The organism is Aquitalea sp. USM4 (assembly GCF_004328945.1).
In the GTDB taxonomy this organism is placed as follows: domain Bacteria; phylum Pseudomonadota; class Gammaproteobacteria; order Burkholderiales; family Chromobacteriaceae; genus Aquitalea; species Aquitalea pelogenes.
In genome coordinates this window covers 3,804,059-3,820,327 of record NZ_CP029539.1, presented here as the reverse complement: position 1 = coordinate 3,820,327, position 16,269 = coordinate 3,804,059, and the positions used below count along the sequence as shown (strand labels likewise).

General features: G+C 60.9%; 14 protein-coding genes. 9 read left to right on the top strand and 5 right to left on the bottom strand.

Annotated elements, in window-relative coordinates:
* Positions 1 to 155: 155 nt before the first annotated feature.
* Genes DKK66_RS17545 through DKK66_RS17535 form a run of 3 tightly spaced genes read left to right on the top strand, consistent with a single transcriptional unit; the run spans position 156 to position 4,732 of the window.
* Entirely contained in the window at positions 156 to 1,379 is a 1,224-nt protein-coding gene (locus DKK66_RS17545) for an efflux RND transporter periplasmic adaptor subunit (protein WP_131360140.1), read from the top strand.
* 3 nt (positions 1,380 to 1,382) lie between these two features.
* Positions 1,383 to 3,332, top strand: coding sequence for a MacB family efflux pump subunit (locus tag DKK66_RS17540; RefSeq protein WP_131360138.1), 1,950 nt, complete (start codon positions 1,383 to 1,385; stop codon positions 3,330 to 3,332).
* Between the two features lie 26 nt (positions 3,333 to 3,358).
* Entirely contained in the window at positions 3,359 to 4,732 is a 1,374-nt protein-coding gene (locus DKK66_RS17535) for an efflux transporter outer membrane subunit (protein WP_131360136.1), read from the top strand.
* A gap of 100 nt (positions 4,733 to 4,832) precedes the next feature.
* Here the strand turns inward: DKK66_RS17535 and DKK66_RS17530 are convergent, their stop codons facing one another.
* Genes DKK66_RS17530 through DKK66_RS17520 form a run of 3 tightly spaced genes read right to left on the bottom strand, consistent with a single transcriptional unit; the run spans position 4,833 to position 8,980 of the window.
* On the bottom strand, positions 4,833 to 6,371 hold the full coding sequence (locus DKK66_RS17530) for a DHA2 family efflux MFS transporter permease subunit (protein WP_131360134.1): 1,539 nt from the start codon (positions 6,369 to 6,371) through the stop codon (positions 4,833 to 4,835).
* A 6-nt stretch (positions 6,372 to 6,377) separates the two neighbouring features.
* Positions 6,378 to 7,526: an HlyD family efflux transporter periplasmic adaptor subunit gene (locus DKK66_RS17525; protein ID WP_045844813.1), complete on the bottom strand. Its 1,149-nt coding sequence runs from the start codon at positions 7,524 to 7,526 to the stop codon at positions 6,378 to 6,380.
* A gap of 35 nt (positions 7,527 to 7,561) precedes the next feature.
* Positions 7,562 to 8,980 carry an efflux transporter outer membrane subunit gene (locus tag DKK66_RS17520; protein ID WP_207389804.1) on the bottom strand — a complete coding sequence of 473 codons (1,419 nt, stop codon included), beginning with the start codon at positions 8,978 to 8,980 and terminating at the stop codon, positions 7,562 to 7,564.
* A gap of 120 nt (positions 8,981 to 9,100) precedes the next feature.
* Here DKK66_RS17520 and DKK66_RS17515 point away from each other — a divergent pair, with 120 nt between their 5' ends.
* Positions 9,101 to 9,703, top strand: coding sequence for a TetR/AcrR family transcriptional regulator (locus DKK66_RS17515; RefSeq protein ID WP_045844811.1), 603 nt, complete (start codon positions 9,101 to 9,103; stop codon positions 9,701 to 9,703).
* Between the two features lie 69 nt (positions 9,704 to 9,772).
* Here the strand turns inward: DKK66_RS17515 and DKK66_RS17510 are convergent, their stop codons facing one another.
* A complete protein-coding gene (locus tag DKK66_RS17510; RefSeq protein ID WP_045844885.1) occupies positions 9,773 to 10,420 on the bottom strand; it encodes a GntR family transcriptional regulator in 648 nt (215 codons plus the stop codon).
* Positions 10,421 to 10,646: 226 nt separating this feature from the next.
* Between DKK66_RS17510 and DKK66_RS17505 the strand changes: the two genes are divergently transcribed.
* Positions 10,647 to 11,984 (top strand): glutamine synthetase family protein, encoded by a 1,338-nt coding sequence (locus DKK66_RS17505; protein WP_045844810.1) that lies wholly within the window; start codon positions 10,647 to 10,649, stop codon positions 11,982 to 11,984.
* Positions 11,985 to 12,032: 48 nt separating this feature from the next.
* On the top strand, positions 12,033 to 13,394 hold the full coding sequence (locus DKK66_RS17500; RefSeq protein WP_131360130.1) for an aspartate aminotransferase family protein: 1,362 nt from the start codon (positions 12,033 to 12,035) through the stop codon (positions 13,392 to 13,394).
* A gap of 30 nt (positions 13,395 to 13,424) precedes the next feature.
* On the opposite strand, the gene DKK66_RS17495 is transcribed toward DKK66_RS17500, so the two are convergent.
* Positions 13,425 to 14,003 (bottom strand): flavin reductase family protein, encoded by a 579-nt coding sequence (locus DKK66_RS17495; protein ID WP_131360128.1) that lies wholly within the window; start codon positions 14,001 to 14,003, stop codon positions 13,425 to 13,427.
* A 118-nt stretch (positions 14,004 to 14,121) separates the two neighbouring features.
* Between DKK66_RS17495 and DKK66_RS17490 the strand changes: the two genes are divergently transcribed.
* The 3 genes from DKK66_RS17490 (at position 14,122) to DKK66_RS17480 (ending at position 16,248) form a co-directional block, all read left to right on the top strand.
* Positions 14,122 to 14,325 carry a hypothetical protein gene (locus tag DKK66_RS17490; protein ID WP_045844807.1) on the top strand — a complete coding sequence of 68 codons (204 nt, stop codon included), beginning with the start codon at positions 14,122 to 14,124 and terminating at the stop codon, positions 14,323 to 14,325.
* On the top strand, positions 14,322 to 14,939 hold the full coding sequence (locus DKK66_RS17485) for a PolC-type DNA polymerase III (protein ID WP_045844806.1): 618 nt from the start codon (positions 14,322 to 14,324) through the stop codon (positions 14,937 to 14,939). The genes DKK66_RS17490 and DKK66_RS17485 overlap by 4 nt, the downstream gene beginning before the upstream one ends.
* Before the next feature lie 211 nt (positions 14,940 to 15,150).
* Complete coding sequence (locus DKK66_RS17480) at positions 15,151 to 16,248, top strand: linear amide C-N hydrolase (protein ID WP_131360126.1); 1,098 nt, start codon at positions 15,151 to 15,153, stop codon at positions 16,246 to 16,248.
* Positions 16,249 to 16,269: the final 21 nt, after the last annotated feature.

Sequence of the window (16,269 nt, the reverse complement as noted above, 5' to 3'; positions counted from 1 at the left end):
GTACGGGTTTTGCCAAAAATGCTGGCGGAAACCGGCTATTTATTGGCCGGAACCGGCTTTACCGGAATTAACATCAATTTACAGTGCATTAACCGCGAGGCAGGGGGCAAAGCCGGATACTTCGGTATCAAAACAGAAAGCATTCTTGTCCCTTCATGCCCCGTTTCATTGCATTGCATCGACGCAGCCTGCTGATTGTCACCGGTTTGCTGCTGGCTGTTGCCGCTTATCTGCTGTATCCCCGCCCGCCTGTGAATCACTATCTGACCGCCACGGTCAGCAATATGGATCTGGAAGATACCGTACTGGCCACGGGCACCATCAAGGCGCTGCGTGAAGTCAGTGTCGGTGCCCAGGTGTCTGGCCAGGTGAAATCACTCAAGGTGGCCTTGGGCCAGAGTGTGAAAAAAGGTGATTTGCTGGCGGAAATCGACCCGCGTACCCAGGAAAACTCGCTGGAAGATGCCCAGGCCTCGGTCAGCAGCTATCAGTCCCAGCTCAAATCCAAGCTGGCCGCCTTGCTGAAAGCGCGTCAGGACTTTGCCCGCCAGCAGCAGATGCTGGGCCAGCAGGCTACCTCACAGGAAAGCTATGACAGCGCCAAAGCCACGCTGGATGGTGCAAGCGCGGATGCAGAGCAGTTGCAGGCGCAATTGCAGCAGGCGCGCATCAGCCTGAAAACCGCCCAGCTGAATCTGGGTTACACCCGCATTCTTGCCCCGATAGACGGCGTGGTGGTGGCCTTGCCGGTGGAGGAAGGGCAGACGGTGAATGCCAGTCAGTCCACGCCGACGATGGTCAAGCTGGCGCAGCTGGATACGGTGACAGTAAAGGCGGAAATCTCGGAAGGGGATGTGGTGCGGGTGAAACCCGGCCTGCCGGTGTACTTCACCATTCTGGGCGAGCCGGACCGGCGCTATCAGGCGCGCTTGCGTTCGATTGACCCGGCACCGCAGTCGTATAGCGATTCCAGTGACAGCACCAGTACCAGCAGCACCTCCACCAGCAGCAGTTCCAGCAGTTCGTCCTCGACCGCCATTTATTATTACGGCCTGTTTGATGTGCCCAATCCGGGCCACAAGCTGCGCATCAACATGACAGCGCAGGTCAGCGTGGTACTCAGCCAGGCGCATGCCGTGCTGGCGATTCCGGCCAATGCGCTGGGTGTACGTGGCAAGGACGGCCGCTATGCGGTGCGGGTATTGCAGCCGGATGGCAGTGTGCAGTCGAGAGTGGTCAAGATTGGCCTGAACAATAATGTGCATGCTCAGGTGTTGTCCGGACTGCGTGCCGGCGAGCAGGTGATTGTGGGTGAGGCCAGCACCACCGCCAGCAGCAGTAGCAGCGGCCACAACGGCCCGCCGCCGATGGGGATGTAAATCATGCACACCCCCTTGCTGGAACTGTCCGGCGTCAGTCGTGACTTTGTCTCGGGCGAAGACACGGTCACCGTGCTGGACAATATCAATCTGCAGATCCAGGCCGGTGAGATGGTGGCCATCATCGGCGCCTCCGGCTCCGGCAAATCCACGCTGATGAATATTCTGGGCTGTCTGGATGCCCCCTCGCGCGGCAGCTACCGCGTGGCCGGTCAGCCCGTGGCGGACATGGCCCCGGACCAGCTGGCGGCACTGCGGCGTGAACATTTCGGCTTCATTTTCCAGCGCTACCATCTGCTGGGCGAGCTGGATGCCCTGCAGAATGTCGAATTGCCCGCCGTTTATGCGGGCAGCCCGGCAGCCGAGCGCAGTGCACGTGCTGCCAGCCTGCTGGCGCGCCTTGGCCTGGCTGACCGTGCCGGGCACAAGCCGGGACAGTTGTCCGGCGGCCAGCAGCAGCGGGTGAGCATTGCCCGTGCGCTGATGAATGGCGGCAAGGTGATTCTGGCCGACGAACCCACCGGCGCACTGGACAGTGCCAGCGGCCAGCAGGTGATGGCCATCCTGCGCGAACTGCATGCCGAAGGCCACACCATCATTCTGGTGACGCACGACAGCAAGGTGGCGCAGCATGCCGACCGCATCATCGAGATCGGGGATGGCAAGCTGGTGGCCGACACGCGCCGTGCGGACAGCGCCGCGCCCATGGCGTCACAAGCAGACGATTCCCGGCCGCAGGCCAGTGGCTGGCGGCTGCTGCGCGAGCAATTTGCCGAGGCCTTCGGCATGGCCTGGCGCGCGCTGATGGCACACCGGCTGCGCTCGGCGCTGACCATGCTGGGCATCATCATCGGCATTGCCTCGGTGGTGTCGGTGGTGGCGCTGGGTACCGGTTCCAGCCAGCGCATTCTCAGCGATATCAGCTCGCTGGGTACCAATACCATCAATATCTATCCCGGCAAGCATTTTGGCGACCGCAAGGCCGATGCCATCCACACGCTGACCCCGCGTGATGCCACGGTGCTGGCCGAGCAGCCCTTTGTCGACAGTGTCACCCCGGAAGTCAGCGACAGCGTGACGCTGCGCTATCGCAATGTGGCGGTTACCGCCCAGGTGAAGGGCGTGGGCGAGCAGTATTTCCGCGTGCGCGGCGTGTCCATGGCGCAAGGCCGGCCATTCGACGCGGTGGCGGTCAGCCAGCAGGCGCAGCAGGTAGTGATAGACGAGAACAGCCGCAAGGCCCTGTTTGCCGATGGCGACGACCCTATCGGCAAAGTCATCCTGCTGGGCAAGCTGCCCTGCCGGGTGGTGGCCGTGACGCAAACCCAGAAAAGCGCCTTCGGCACCGACGAAAACCTCAATCTGTGGCTGCCCTACAGCACGGTGATGTACCGCATGCTGGGTCAGGATTACCTGAAAGCCCTCACGGTGCGGGTAAGTGACAATGTGTCCACCGCTGCCGCCGAGCAAAGCCTGGTGGCGCTGATGACCCGTCGGCACGGCACGCAGGACTTTTTCGTGATGAATACTGACAGCATCCGCCAGACCATTGCCAGTACCACCGCCACCATGACATTGCTGGTTTCGATGATCGCGGTGATTTCGCTGGTAGTTGGCGGCATTGGCGTGATGAACATCATGCTGGTCTCGGTGAGCGAGCGGACCCGTGAAATCGGCGTGTGCATGGCCGTGGGTGCGCGCCAGCGCGACATCATGCAGCAGTTTTTGATCGAGGCCGTGCTGGTATGCCTGCTGGGCGGAGCACTGGGCGTGGCCCTGTCGCTGGGCCTTGGTGTGCTGGTGGCCCGCCTCGCCAGCTTCAATATGGTTTACTCGCTGTCGTCCATTGTGGCGGCCTTTGCCTGCTCCACCCTGGTGGGCGTGCTGTTCGGCTATCTGCCGGCCCGCAATGCCGCACGGCTGGACCCGGTGGTGGCGCTGTCCCGTGAATGAGCATCGCTTCAGAACAGAATGACAGAATGAAAGCATCAAACCCCATCTTGCTGGCCTGCCTGCTGCTTGCCGGCTGTGCCAGCATCACCGCTACGCCGTATCAGACACCGGCGCTTGCGCTGCCCGCACAATGGCAAACCAGCACGCAAGGAACGACCAGTCCTGCGACAGCAGGAGAGTGGTGGCAACAGTTTGGCGATGCCGAGCTGGACGCGCTGATCAAACAGGTGCTGGCACGCAATAACGACCTGGCCGCTGCCGCCATCAAGGTGCGTCAGGCCATGCTGCAGGCAGACCTGGCAGATACCGAGCTGGCACCCACGCCATCCTTCAGCCTGTCCAGCACGGCCAGCCGGCGCCTAGGTGGCGATGCCGTCAGCAGCCAGAGCCATTCGGCCAGCTTGTCGGTCAGCTATGAACTGGACTTGTGGGGCAAGCTGGCACACCAGAGCGATGCCAAGGCCTGGGAGGCGCGTGCCACGGTGCAGGACATGGCCAGCAGCCGCCTGAGCCTGATTGGCAGCACCATCAAGCTGTACTGGAAACAGGCCTGGCTACGTCAGCGGCTGGCACTGGGGCAGGCCAGCATCGACTACCAGCAGCAAGCATTGCGACTGGTGCTGGCCAAGCAGCAGGCCGGTGCCGCAGCCGAGCTGGATGTGCTGACCGTGCGGCAAAGTCTGGCCAGCCAGCAAGCCAGCCTGCACGACTACCAGCAGCAACTGGCCGAGACGCAAAACGCCCTGGCAATATTGCTGGATGGCCCACCCAAGGGTGACATCGCCTTGCGCGCCAGCCTGCCAATGGCGGATCTGCCAGACGTGCCTGCCGGTTTGCCGGTGGCGCTGCTGGCGCGCCGTCCCGACCTGCGGGCTGCCGAATTGCGCCTGCGCGAAACACTGGCAACAGGCGACGCTACCCGTGCCTCGTACTATCCCGATTTTTCCCTGACCGGCAGTCTGGGCAGCAGCAGTACCCGCTTGGCGCAGGTGCTGAGCAACCCGCTGTCCACGCTGGGTGCAGGCGTTACCTTGCCATTTTTGCAATGGCGGCAGATGAAGCTGAACAACAGCATCAGCGAGGCTGACTACCAGCTGGCGGTGGTGAACTTCCGCCAGACTTTGTATTCGGCATTGGCTGACGTGGACAATGCCTTGTCCGCCCGCCAGCAGTACCGGCAGCAGGGCGAACGGCTGACCCAGGCTGCTGTGCTGGCCGCGCGGGCGGAAAAGCTGTACCAGCTGCGTTATCAGGCGGGTGCGGCTCCGCTGAAGGACTGGCTGGATGCGCAAGAAACTCGCCGTACCGCCGAGGTAAGCCTGCTGGAAAACCGTTATAACCGGCTGGTGAATCAGGTAACGCTGTATCAGGCGCTGGGTGGTGAGGCCAGCGCACAGTAAGGGCGACCTTGCAGCAGCCATGTGGTGATCCACTCTTGGCAAAATATGGAATGACAAAGCCCGGTGCATGCACCGGGCTTTTTGCTGCGTGTAGAACTGATCAGTGCGCCTGACTGGTATCCGCCACACGGGTGGGGCGGGGTGCCAGCCAGATGGCGCAGGCGGCCACCACGAACGACAGGCCGGTCAGCCAGAAAATCTGGTTGGTGGACAGCATGATGCTTTGCGACTGCAACAGCTGGTTGAGCTGGTTGCTGGCTGCATCCAGGCTCATGCCGCTACCCTGCAGGATGCGCAGGGTGTCGCCACCGGGGTCGATGCTGCCTACCAGGTCGGCATGGTTGTAGCTGGCCTTGTCTTCCCAGGCGGTAGTCACCAGCGAAGTGGCAAAGGCACCGGATAATGTCCGCATGAAGCTCATCAGTCCTGCGGCCGAGGCCATTTCCTCCGGCTCCACGCTGGCCATGGCGAGGCCCGTGAGCGGCACAAAGAAGAAAGGCATGCCCACGCCCTGGAACAGCAGAGGCAGGGCAACTTGCCAAAAGCCCATGTCAGTGGTGGAAAAGCTGCGGTACAGGGTAACGCCGCCCAGCCACATCACTCCCATGAATACCAGCGGGCGGGGGTCTACCCGGGTGGACAGCTGCGCCACCAGCGGAGCCACCAGCACCGCCAGAATGCCGCTCATCGCCGTGGCATGGCCTGCTTCGGTGGCGGTGTAGCCCATATAGCTTTGCAGCCATTGCGGGGTCAGCACCGTTGCGCCAAAGAAAGAGCCGAAAGCCAGCGAGATGGTGAGCACACTGGCCCAGTAGCCACGGTGCCGGAAAACCCGCAGGTTCACCACCGGGTTTTTCTCGGTCAGCTCCCAGATCAGGAAGGCGGCAAAGCCGATGGCAGCGGTCACCGCCAAGGCCACGATCTCGGCGGAATTGAACCAGTCCAGGTTCTTGCCTTCATCCAGCATGATTTGCAGTGCCGCCACCCACACCACCAGCAGGCCAAGGCCAACGGCATCCACACGGATGTTCTCGCGCAGGCTTTCCTGGCTTTTCAGCAATTGCCAGCCGGCATAGCCACACAGCATGGTGATGGGGACGTTGATCCAGAAAATCCACGGCCAGCTCACCTGGTCACACAATACGCCGCCCAGAATCGGCCCCATGATGGGGGCGATCAGCGTGGTCATGCTCCACAAGCCAATGGCCGCGCCGGTTTTTTCCTTGGGGAAAATCCGCAGCAGCAGGGTTTGCGACATCGGCATCAGCGGGCCGCCGGCCAGGCCTTGCAGCACGCGGAACAGCACCAGTGTTTCCAGCGAGCCGGCCATGCCGCACAGCAAGGAAAACAGGCCGAACAGCACCATGGAGCCGATGAACAGCCGCACCGTGCCCAGCCGCGCAGCCAGCCAGCCGGTGAGTGGCACGGTAATGGCCTCGGCCACGGCATAAGACGTAATGACGTAAGTCCCCTGACTGGAAGATACCGCCAGGCCGCCGGCGATATTGGGCACCGACACATTGGCAATGGTGGTGTCCAGCACGGCGACAAAGTTGGCGGCGGCCAGCACCAGGGCGGCCAGCCACAGGGTGCCGCCTTCCAGTGGCTTGGGTGAAGCAGTAACGGAGCTGTCAGTCATGATGGCTTACTCGCTGGCGGTATCGATGGTGACTTCCATCGACAGGCCTACCTGCAGCGGATGGGCGCGCAGTTCGGCCGGGTCCAGTGCAATGCGTACCGGCAGGCGCTGCACCACCTTGATCCAGTTGCCGGTGGCGTTTTGCGCCGGAATGGTGGCAAAGGCTGCGCCAGAGCCGCCAGCCAGGCCGGCCACCTTGCCGTGGTAGGTGATGCGGCTGCCGTAGAGGTCAGCGGTCAGGGTGGCGGGTTGGCCGATGCGTACCTTGTCCAGCTGCACTTCCTTGAAGTTGGCATCCACGTGTGCCTGCTGCAGTGGCACCACCGACAGCAGCTGGCTGCCGGCCTGCACGCGCTGGCCGACCTGTGCCTGACGCTTGGCCACCACGCCGTCCACCGGCGCGCGGATGATGGTGCGGGCCAGGTCCAGACGGGCCTGGTCACGCTTGGCGCGGGCCAGGGCCACTTCCGGGTTGGTGTCCACCGTAGTGTTGACAGTGAGGGTCTGGTTGGCCTTGAGCGAGCCTTGCGCGGCGCGGGCATTGGCTTCGGCCTGTTTGGCGGCGGCTTCGGCGGCGGTCAGGTTGGCGCTGGCGGTGCTGAATACGTTCTGTGCATTGCTCAGTTCTTCACCGGACACCGAACCGCTCTTGGCCAGCGCCTGACGGCGCTTGAGGTCCAGCTCGGCGCGCTGCAGGTCGGCGCGGGCAGAAACCAGCTGGGCATTGCTGCGTGCCTGGTCAGCAATACGGGCCTGTACCTGGGCTTGCAAACCTTCGTCACTGGCCAGATAACCCTGCACGCGACGCTCGGCGCGCGCCAGTTCGGCTTCAGCCTGTGCCAGATTGAGGGTGGCATCCTTGTCGTCCAGTTTTACCAGAATGTCTCCACGCTTTACCTGCTGGGTGTCCACGGCCAGTACTTCGCGCACGGTGCCGCTGACTTCCGGGGTGATTTGCGCCATTTCAACGGCCACATAGGCATTGTCAGTGCTGACATGGTGGGAGGCCACCAGGGTCCAGTAAGTGCCGGCACCAATGGCGGCAACGCCGACGACTGCGCCAAGCAGGGCAAACAGCTTCTTGCGCTTGGCCAGACGCAGGCTGTCGCTGTGCGGGGCATCGGAGGCGGGGAGGGCTTGGATATTTTCGCTCATGATGGTTCTCTGCAATTGTTGTATTCGGTTGGGGCTCAGGCTTGATAACCGCCACCCAGGGCTTTGATCAGGTTGACGTCCAGCAGGAACAGCCGGGTTTCCAGGCTGGTGCTGCTGCGACGACTGGCAATCACGTTGTCTTCGGCATTCAGTACGTCCAGATAGCTGGCCAGACCACCCTGATAGCGGTTCTGCATCACCTGGTAGGACTCTTCGGCAGTTTTCAGGGCCAGGCGGCGCTGCTCCAGCTGCGGGCCCAGTTCCTGTTGCTGGGCCATGACATCAGCCACCTCATGCAGGGCCTGGGTGAGGGTCTGGTTGTAGCTGGCCACGGCGGCGTCGTACTCGGCGCGGGCCACGCGGTAGTTGCCTTGCAGGGCACCACCACGGAAAATCGGCAGCGAAATGGCCGGGCCGACCCCGCCGATGTCGGAACCGTTCTTGGTCAGATAGCTCAGCCCCAGCGACTGCACGCCCAGATAGGCAGACAGATTCACGTTGGGGTAAAACGCAGCGCGGGCAACGTTGATACGGCTGGCGGCGGCTTCTGCGCGCAGTCTGGCGGCGGCCAGGTCCGGACGGCGACCCAGCAAGTCCGCCTGCAAGGTGGCAGGCAAGCCTTGCGGATGCAGCAGGCTGGCAGCCGGGCGACGCAGGCTCATGCCGCGATCCGGCCCGGCACCCATCAGGGCGGCAATGCTCAGTTTTTGCTGGGCGATGGCCTGGCGTGCGGCGCTGAGGTCGGCATTGGCGGTGGCTTCGCGGGACTGGGCCTGACGCAGGCTGCCCATGGTTTCCAGACCATTGTCAAAGCGCTGCTGCAGCAGCTGGGCGCTATGCTGGCGCACGCTCAGAGCCTGTTCGGCGGCATCCTGCTCGGCATACAGGCGGGCCAGTTCGGCATAGGCTGCGGCAATCGCGCTGGTCAGTGTCAGGCGGCTTTGTGCTGCCTCGGCCTGGGCTGCGGCCAGTTCCGAGCTGGCGGCAGCAATGGCGGAGCGGTTCTTGCCCCAGAAGTCGATTTCATAGCTGAAATCCAGTTCGACCTTGGCAGAGTTGTTGTAACCATGCGGAACAAAGGCAGCGGGAAAGCCGTTGTTATAGCTTTGCTTCATCTTGGTGACAGAGGTATTCAGGTCGAGGCTGGGCAGATTGCTGGCGCCAGTCTGTTCCGCCTGACCGGCAGCTTTGGCCAGACGAGCCTGGGCGGCTGCCAGGTCCGGCGACTGGCTCAAGGCTTCTTGCATGATGTCGTCGAGCTGGCCGTCCTGATAGCTTTGCCACCAGTTGCTGTTCATCCAGTCAGCCGTGCTGGCTTGCAGGGTTTGCTGACTGGCCATGTCCTGCATGGTCTTGTTACGGGGCGCGGGGCCCAGGTCCGGCACGCTGGCACAACCGGCCAGCAGCAGGCTGCCTAGCATGGTCAGTTGTAGCAGGGTGCGCCGTGGGTGCATGCTTGATTGGGTATCCATTTTTTTGACAGGGCCTTTAACTGTACTGTACGGTACAGTTATAATGTGCGGCGTTGGCGTCGTCAAGTAAAACCGTACAGTTCGGTACAGTTTGGAGCAAAAATGCGAACAAAAAGTGAAGAGCGCCGTCAGGCAATGGTGGCAACGGCAGCAGAGTTGTTCCTGCAGCGTGGTTATGAGGCGACTTCCATGGCAGAAATCTGCAGCCGGGTAGGGGGTTCCAAAGCCACTTTGTACGGTTATTTCAAGTCCAAGGAGGAGCTGTTCCTCAGTGTGATGAAAATGCTGGCCGAAGAGCGCATGTCACATGCCTATGCACGGCTGGTCCCGGGCGGGGATATTGCGGCGGCTTTGCAGGCATTCGGGGAAAACTACCTGCAGGTGATTCTGGGCCCGGACCTGATGGCCATGCGCGGCATCATTGCGGGTGAACTGGTGCGTGCCGGTGCCGCCCAGCAGTTTTATGAGGCAGGCCCGCGCCAGGGCTGGAACAAGGTGGCGGCTTATCTGGAAGAGGAAATGCAGGCCGGCCGCCTGCGCCGCGCAGATGGCTGGATTGCTGCCATGCATTTGTTGTCGCTGATACAGGCGGAATATCAGGAGACATTCCTGGTTGGCGTGGTGAGCGAGGACGACCTGAAGCTGTTGCAACAGCGTGTGGCCAGAGGTGTGGAGATATTCATGGCCTGGTATGGGGTGCAGTGAGGTCTTGCTGCTGTTGGCAAATAAAAAACCGGGCTTTGACCCGGTTTTTTCATGCTACCCGTGTGTATCTCAGTTGCACAGTGTTTTCAGGTACTGCCCGGCATTGAACAGGTCGCGTTCGATGGCGCGACGCACGGCGGACGGGTCCTTGCGGTGCAGGGCGCGCATCATGTCCTCATGGCAGTCGTTCATGATGCTCCACACGTGCGGGTCCTGATGCAGCTGATTGGAAATGGGGCCAACGTGCAGCCATACGCTTTCAATCAGGGACAGCAGCATGGCAGAGCCGGAGGCGCGGTACAGCGTGACGTGGAAGTCTTCGTTTGCCGTCAGATAGCCTTTGACATCGTGATTGCGGATGGCCTCGTCCATGGTGGCGGTCAGTTCTTCCAGCAGCTTGAGGTCGGCACTGCTCAGGTTGCGTGCACCTTTTTCAGCTGCTTCGCCTTCCAGCAACATGCGGGTTTGCAGGATGTCGTCAAACTGGGTGCGGCTCAATTGCGGCACGGTGACGCCGCAGTTGGGAATGTTGGCCAGCGCCTTCTCTGCCACCAGGCGTTGCAGTGCAGTGCGCACCGGCATTTCGCCAACCTGCATGTCTTGTGCCAGTTGCTTGATCTTCAGCCGTTCGCCGGGCAGCCAGCGACCCAGTGACAGCCACTGGCGCAAGGTGGTGTAGGTTTCGTCCTGTAGTGTAGAGGAGGCGGTAGTCTTCATTGTCGGCGAGTCGTTGGTATTGGAATTTGTCACAAAGGATACCATAGCAATCATGGTGCTGTGATGCTTCACTTTTCAAGTTTTATTTGATCATAAATTGACATGTGCGTTTTGTCTTACTATGATCAATTCCAGCTTTTATTCCGGTATTTGCATTTGAATTCACATGGGTTGGTGCGGTGTTGGGAAAAGGGCTTTTTGCAGATTTGATCATAAAGGATAAAACATGCATGAGCATTTACACAGCTTCATCCGAACGCACAACATCCATGAAGTGGAATGCGTCATTCCGGACATGACCGGGGTGGCGCGTGGCAAGATTGTCCCCAAGGATTTGTTCCTGGCCGAAGAGAGCATGAAGATGTCCAAGGCAGTACTCACCATCACCGTGAATGGCGAGTTTGCCGAATTCGAACGTTTTGTCGGTGCCAATGACCCGGACATGGTGTGCGTGCCGGATGCCGCCTCCATCCGGCTGGTGCCCTGGGCCATGGAGCCGGTGGCGGTGGTGATTCACGATTGTGAAGACTTCGACGGCAAGCCGGTGGGAATTTCACCGCGTGCCGTATTGCGCAAGGTGTTGCAATTGTATGCCGATCGCGGCTGGCAGCCGGTGGTGGCTCCGGAAATGGAGTTTTACCTGATCCGGCAGAACAATAACCCGCACGAGCCTTTGCGCCCCCCCACCGGCCGTGCCGGACGCTCCGAAGTAGGGCGCCAATCCTTCTCCATCGATGCCGTCAACGACTTCGACCCTTTCTTCCAGGAGCTGTCCACTTTCTGCCAGCAAGCCCAGCTCAATGTGGAAACGCTGATTCATGAAGTGGGTGCCTGCCAGATGGAAATCAATTTCACCCATGGCAATGCGCTGGAACTGGCCGACCAGGTTTTCCTGTTCAAGCGTGCAGTGCGTGAAACCGCTTACCGTCACAATATCTTTGCCACCTTCATGGCCAAGCCGATGGAAGATGAACCCGGCAGTGCCATGCATATCCATCAAAGCATTGTCAGTACTGCAGACGGGCAGAACATCTTTTCCGCAGCGGATGGCAGCGCCACCCCCTTGTTCTTCCATCATATTGCCGGCATGCAGAAGTACCTGCCCATGGTGATGCCCATGCTGGCGCCCTACGTCAATTCCTATCGTCGGCTCAGCCGCCATGCCGCCGCACCCATCAATGTGCGCTGGGGTTATGACAACCGGACTTGCGGCATCCGCATTCCGCCATCTGGCCCCAGTGCGCGGCGGCTGGAAAACCGGGTGCCGGGCGTGGATGTGAACCCCTATCTGGCCATGGCGGCCACGCTGGCCTGCGGTTACCTCGGCATGGTGCAGGGCCTGATTCCCAGTGAGCCGATGAGCGACAGCGCCTACGACCTGGATTTCGAGCTGCCGCGCAGCCTGGAAGATGCCGTGGCGCTGATGCAGGACTGTCCGGAGCTTGCCGACATTCTGGGCGAACAGTTTGTGCAGGCTTTTTGCGCGGTGAAGGAAAAAGAATTCGAAACCTTCAATCGTGGCATCACCGCCTGGGAACGCGAACACCTGCAACTGCACGTATGACATGATGGCGGGCTGCTGTCCGCACAGAACAAGATCAAGGAGAAAGCAATGACAACAACACGACATGGCATCAACTGGGACAGGGCCTTGCAACTGCACGCTGCCGAGCGCGAGCGCTTTATCGCGGCGCGCCCGCAATCGCAGCGGCTGTCGGCGCAGGCAGATCAGCATTTGCTGTTTGGTGTGCCGCTGCACTGGATGGATGACTGGTCCACCCCCTTCACCCTGTACGTGAAGCAGGCGCAGGGTGCCAGTTTTGAAGATGTGGATGGCAATCGCTATGTCGATTTCTGCCTGGGCGACACCGGTGCCATGTTCGGCCACGGCCCGGCCCCGGTGGCCAGGGCGCTGGCCGAGCAGGCTGCGCGCGGGCTGACCACCATGCTGCCGTCGGAGGATGCCGTCTGGGTGGCGACGGAGCTGGCGCGACGTTTTGGCCTGCCATTCTGGCAGTTTGCCATGACCGCCACCGATGCCAACCGTTTCGCCCTGCGCTGGGCGCGGGCCGCTACCGGTCGTCAGCAGTTGCTGGTGTTCAATGGCTGCTATCACGGCACCATTGACGATGTGTTTGTCGATCTGGTGGATGGCAAGCCGGTGCAGCGTGCCAGCCTGCTGGGCCAGGTGTACGACCTGACCCAATACACCCGCGTGGTGGAGTTCAACGATCTGGCCGCGCTGGAAAACGCACTGAAGGATGGTCAGGTAGCCTGCCTGCTGGCCGAACCAGCGATGACCAATATCGGTATGGTGCTGCCGGAGCCTGGCTTCTGGGAAGCGGCACAGGCGCTATGCCGCCGCTATGGCACGCTGCTGATCATGGATGAAACCCATACCATCAGCACCGGCATGGGCGGTTATACCCGCGCTCACGGCCTGAAGCCGGACATGATGGTGCTGGGCAAGCCCATGGGCGGTGGCGTGCCGTGTGCGGTGTACGGTTTTTCCGAGGAAATGGCCAAACGCGCCCAGCAGGCGAAGCGCGAAGCGGTACCGGGCCACAGCGGCATCGGCACCACGCTGACCGCCAACATGCTGGCCATGGCGGCGATGCGTGCCAATCTGGCCGAGGTAATGACCGAACAAGCCTATGCCCACATGTTTGCGCTGGCCGAGCAATTGGCCGCCGGCTTGCGTGCGGTGATTGCCCGTCATGCGCTGCCATGGTGTGTGACACAGGTGGGTGCCCGCACCGAGTTCCAGTTCACCGCCACCCCGCCGCGCAATGGTAGCGAGGCAGATGCGATTCTGGACAGCGACATGGAGCACATCATCCACCTGTTCCTGCTCAACCGCGGGCTGTTGATCACGCCTTTCCACAATATGCTGCTGGTTTGCCCGCAAACCACGGTAGAGGATGTGGCACGACTGGTGACGGCGTTTGACGAATTCGTCAGCGCTGTTCGCTAAGACCGACCGGGCCGCCTGCGGGCGGCTTTTTTACTCAGCCTGTCTGGCGGCAACGGCAAACTGCTCGCCGATGCTGAAGAAATTGCCACCGGCAATGTAGTGCAGGCTGCGTTTGGCATCATGACCATCAAAGTTCCAATGGCCGTCGTGCCAGACATCCGGGTCTGCCCTGGCGGCCAGTACTTCGCCAATGAACAGGTCGTAGCGCTGCTGGTTGTGCGGCTCGCTGATGATGCGGCATTCCAGATACGCGATGCAGCCGTCCACATGCGGTGCCGCAACGGTTTCGCCGGGCAGGGCGATGATGCCGCTGACGGCAAACTTGTCCACCTCCTTCCCGCTGCAACTGCCTGCGGTCAATACCTGTTCAGCCTGGGCGCGGCAGGGAATGTTCAGCACAAATTCGCCGGAAGCTTCCATCAGTTCACGGGTGTGGGTGGCCTTGTCCACCACCACCAGCACCTTGGGCGGGTCAAAGTCCAGCGGCATGGCCCAGGCGGCGGCCATCACGTTTTGTTCGCCCGCGTGGGCTGAGGAAACCAGCACGGTCGGGCCGTGGTTCAGCAGGCGATAGCTTTTAGCCAGATCAACAGCAACAAGCTTGGACATCGGTTTTTCCCGGTTCATGTTCAGCTGCTGATTCTAGCAATATCCATGCACCGCTGCCTTGTATCCGGCAATTGCCGTGTACAATGCCGCCAGTTCAACATTTAGCGGAAAGAAACCCATGTCCAAGCGCAAGGAAGACGAGCTCGATCCGGATACCATCGCCCTGTTGCAATGGTGTGCCGAAGTGGAAGCCCTGTTTGTTGCCGCCGGTGCCAAGCCGGATGAGGCGCAGCAACAAATCGAAGAAAACGCCGAGTGGTTTACCGATATGTTTTTTGACGGCCTGAGCCCGGAAGAGGCAGCCAAGGCGGCATTGAATTGAGCAGCACATCACCTTGTTATGCGGTGCTCGACTTTGAAACCAGCGGCTTGTCGCCAGCCGTTGGCAGTCGTGCCACTGAAATTGCCGTGGTGCTGTGGCAGGACGGTCGTGAGGTGGATCACTACCAGAGTCTGATGAATGCCGGCGTGCGGATTCCGGCGCAAATCGAACAGCTTACCGGCATCAGCAATGCCATGCTGCGCAGCGCTCCGCCGGTGGCTACCGTCATGCGCGAAGTGGCTGATTTTGTCGGCGACCTGCCGCTTGTCGCGCACAATGCGGCATTCGACCGCAAGTTCTGGGATCACGAGCTGGGCTTGCTCGGCCGGCAGCGGCGACAGGACTTCGCCTGCACCTTGCTGCTGGCGCGGCGCTTGTTGCCGCAGGCACCAGATCACAAACTGGGCACGCTCACCCGCTGGGCGGGGCTGCCGGATGCCGGACGCGCTCACCGTGCACTGGCAGATGCCCGCATGGCGGCACAGCTGCTGCAATACCTGCTGGAGACTGCGCAGCGCAAGCATGGTACAGCACAACTCGACCACCGCCAGCTGTGCCAGTTGCAGAAGGTGAGTGCCGCCAAGGTGGCGGATTTCTTCATGCAGCATGCCTAGCGCGCTTGCAGGCTGGTCCGGGGTGGCGTTCGCCATCCCGGCCTGATCGCCATTGGTGGTTGATGATGAATCGGCCTGCCAGCAAAGCGAAATTTCCAGACGCCAAACCGGACATCATGACATTCCGCTGCCGTAAACAGCATCCCTAGACTAATGGCTGGTATCGCCGTGCAGTTTTCCGGAGCGATACCGACTTTACTCGGGGGTTTTCATGTCCAAAGGTATTGCACCTCTCGCACTTGCCGCATCCCTTGCAACTGTCTTGTTGCCAGCTGCCGAAGCCTGCACCCGCGTACTGTGGAATACACAGCCCGGTTATCTGCTCAGTGCGCGCAATCTTGATTTCTTTGGCCCGGTCAGCCCTTCGCTGGTGCTGAGTCCACGCGGTGTCAGTCGCGTGGGTGCCACCGAAGAAAATGCAGCCCATACCGTACGCTGGAAGGCGCGCTATGGCAGCGTGGCTGTTTATGCTGACAATGTTTTCCCGATGGATGGCATGAACGAGAAGGGCCTGGTGGCGCATACCCTGTACTTTACCGGCGGTGCCGAACAGCCGCAGCCGGGCAAGCCGGAAAAGCCGGTACTGGAAAGCAGTCACTGGCTGAGCTTCATTCTGGATAACCATGCCACGGTAGCCGAAGCCGTTGCTGCCATCCGCAGTGTGCGACTGCTGCCCAAACGCCTGCCCATCGACTATGCGTCGGATACCAAACACATTGCCATTGAGGACGCCAGCGGCGATTCGGCCATCATCGAAATCGTCAAGGGTGAAACCGTCATCCATCATGGCAGGCAGTTCACCGTGCTGACCAATCCGCCTGACTACGACACCATGCTGAAGCAGGAAAAGAAGTTTGCCGCCTCCACCTCCGAAACCATTCCCACCGGATGGCAGGCGGACGCCCGGCTGGTGCGGGCCAACTGGCTGCTCAAGACGCTGCCGCGCCCGGACAATGTCGAAGAAGCACGCGGCTTTCTGGCATCCATCATGCATAGTGTTGCCATGCCCATCGGCCTGATGGCAGATCCGCTGGATTTGTCGGTGGAAAAATCCTACGAGCCGTATTCACGCTATCCGGCAGAAAACCGGGGTGTGGGCACCTACTGGACCACCACGGCCGACATGAAAAACATGCGCTATGCGTTTCAGTCTGCTTCGTCCATCAGCCCGGTCTGGCTGGATTTGCGTGACTTCGATTTTGCCCGGCTCAAGCAAACCAAGGCCATTTCGCGCCTGAACCTGTATGGCAGCAAGAACTGGGCTGGCAATGCACGCCAGCACTTGCAGGATGTGGCGGCTTATCACTGACCATGTGCGTTCCTGACGCTG

Coding starts and splice junctions, on each gene's coding strand:
- DKK66_RS17545 (WP_131360140.1), top strand. CDS start 156: ATGCCCCGTTTCATTGCATTGCATCGACGCAGCCTGCTGATTGTCACC.
- DKK66_RS17540 (WP_131360138.1), top strand. CDS start 1,383: ATGCACACCCCCTTGCTGGAACTGTCCGGCGTCAGTCGTGACTTTGTC.
- DKK66_RS17535 (WP_131360136.1), top strand. CDS start 3,359: ATGAAAGCATCAAACCCCATCTTGCTGGCCTGCCTGCTGCTTGCCGGC.
- DKK66_RS17530 (WP_131360134.1), bottom strand. CDS start 6,371: ATGACTGACAGCTCCGTTACTGCTTCACCCAAGCCACTGGAAGGCGGC.
- DKK66_RS17525 (WP_045844813.1), bottom strand. CDS start 7,526: ATGAGCGAAAATATCCAAGCCCTCCCCGCCTCCGATGCCCCGCACAGC.
- DKK66_RS17520 (WP_207389804.1), bottom strand. CDS start 8,980: ATGCACCCACGGCGCACCCTGCTACAACTGACCATGCTAGGCAGCCTG.
- DKK66_RS17515 (WP_045844811.1), top strand. CDS start 9,101: ATGCGAACAAAAAGTGAAGAGCGCCGTCAGGCAATGGTGGCAACGGCA.
- DKK66_RS17510 (WP_045844885.1), bottom strand. CDS start 10,420: ATGAAGACTACCGCCTCCTCTACACTACAGGACGAAACCTACACCACC.
- DKK66_RS17505 (WP_045844810.1), top strand. CDS start 10,647: ATGCATGAGCATTTACACAGCTTCATCCGAACGCACAACATCCATGAA.
- DKK66_RS17500 (WP_131360130.1), top strand. CDS start 12,033: ATGACAACAACACGACATGGCATCAACTGGGACAGGGCCTTGCAACTG.
- DKK66_RS17495 (WP_131360128.1), bottom strand. CDS start 14,003: ATGTCCAAGCTTGTTGCTGTTGATCTGGCTAAAAGCTATCGCCTGCTG.
- DKK66_RS17490 (WP_045844807.1), top strand. CDS start 14,122: ATGTCCAAGCGCAAGGAAGACGAGCTCGATCCGGATACCATCGCCCTG.
- DKK66_RS17480 (WP_131360126.1), top strand. CDS start 15,151: ATGTCCAAAGGTATTGCACCTCTCGCACTTGCCGCATCCCTTGCAACT.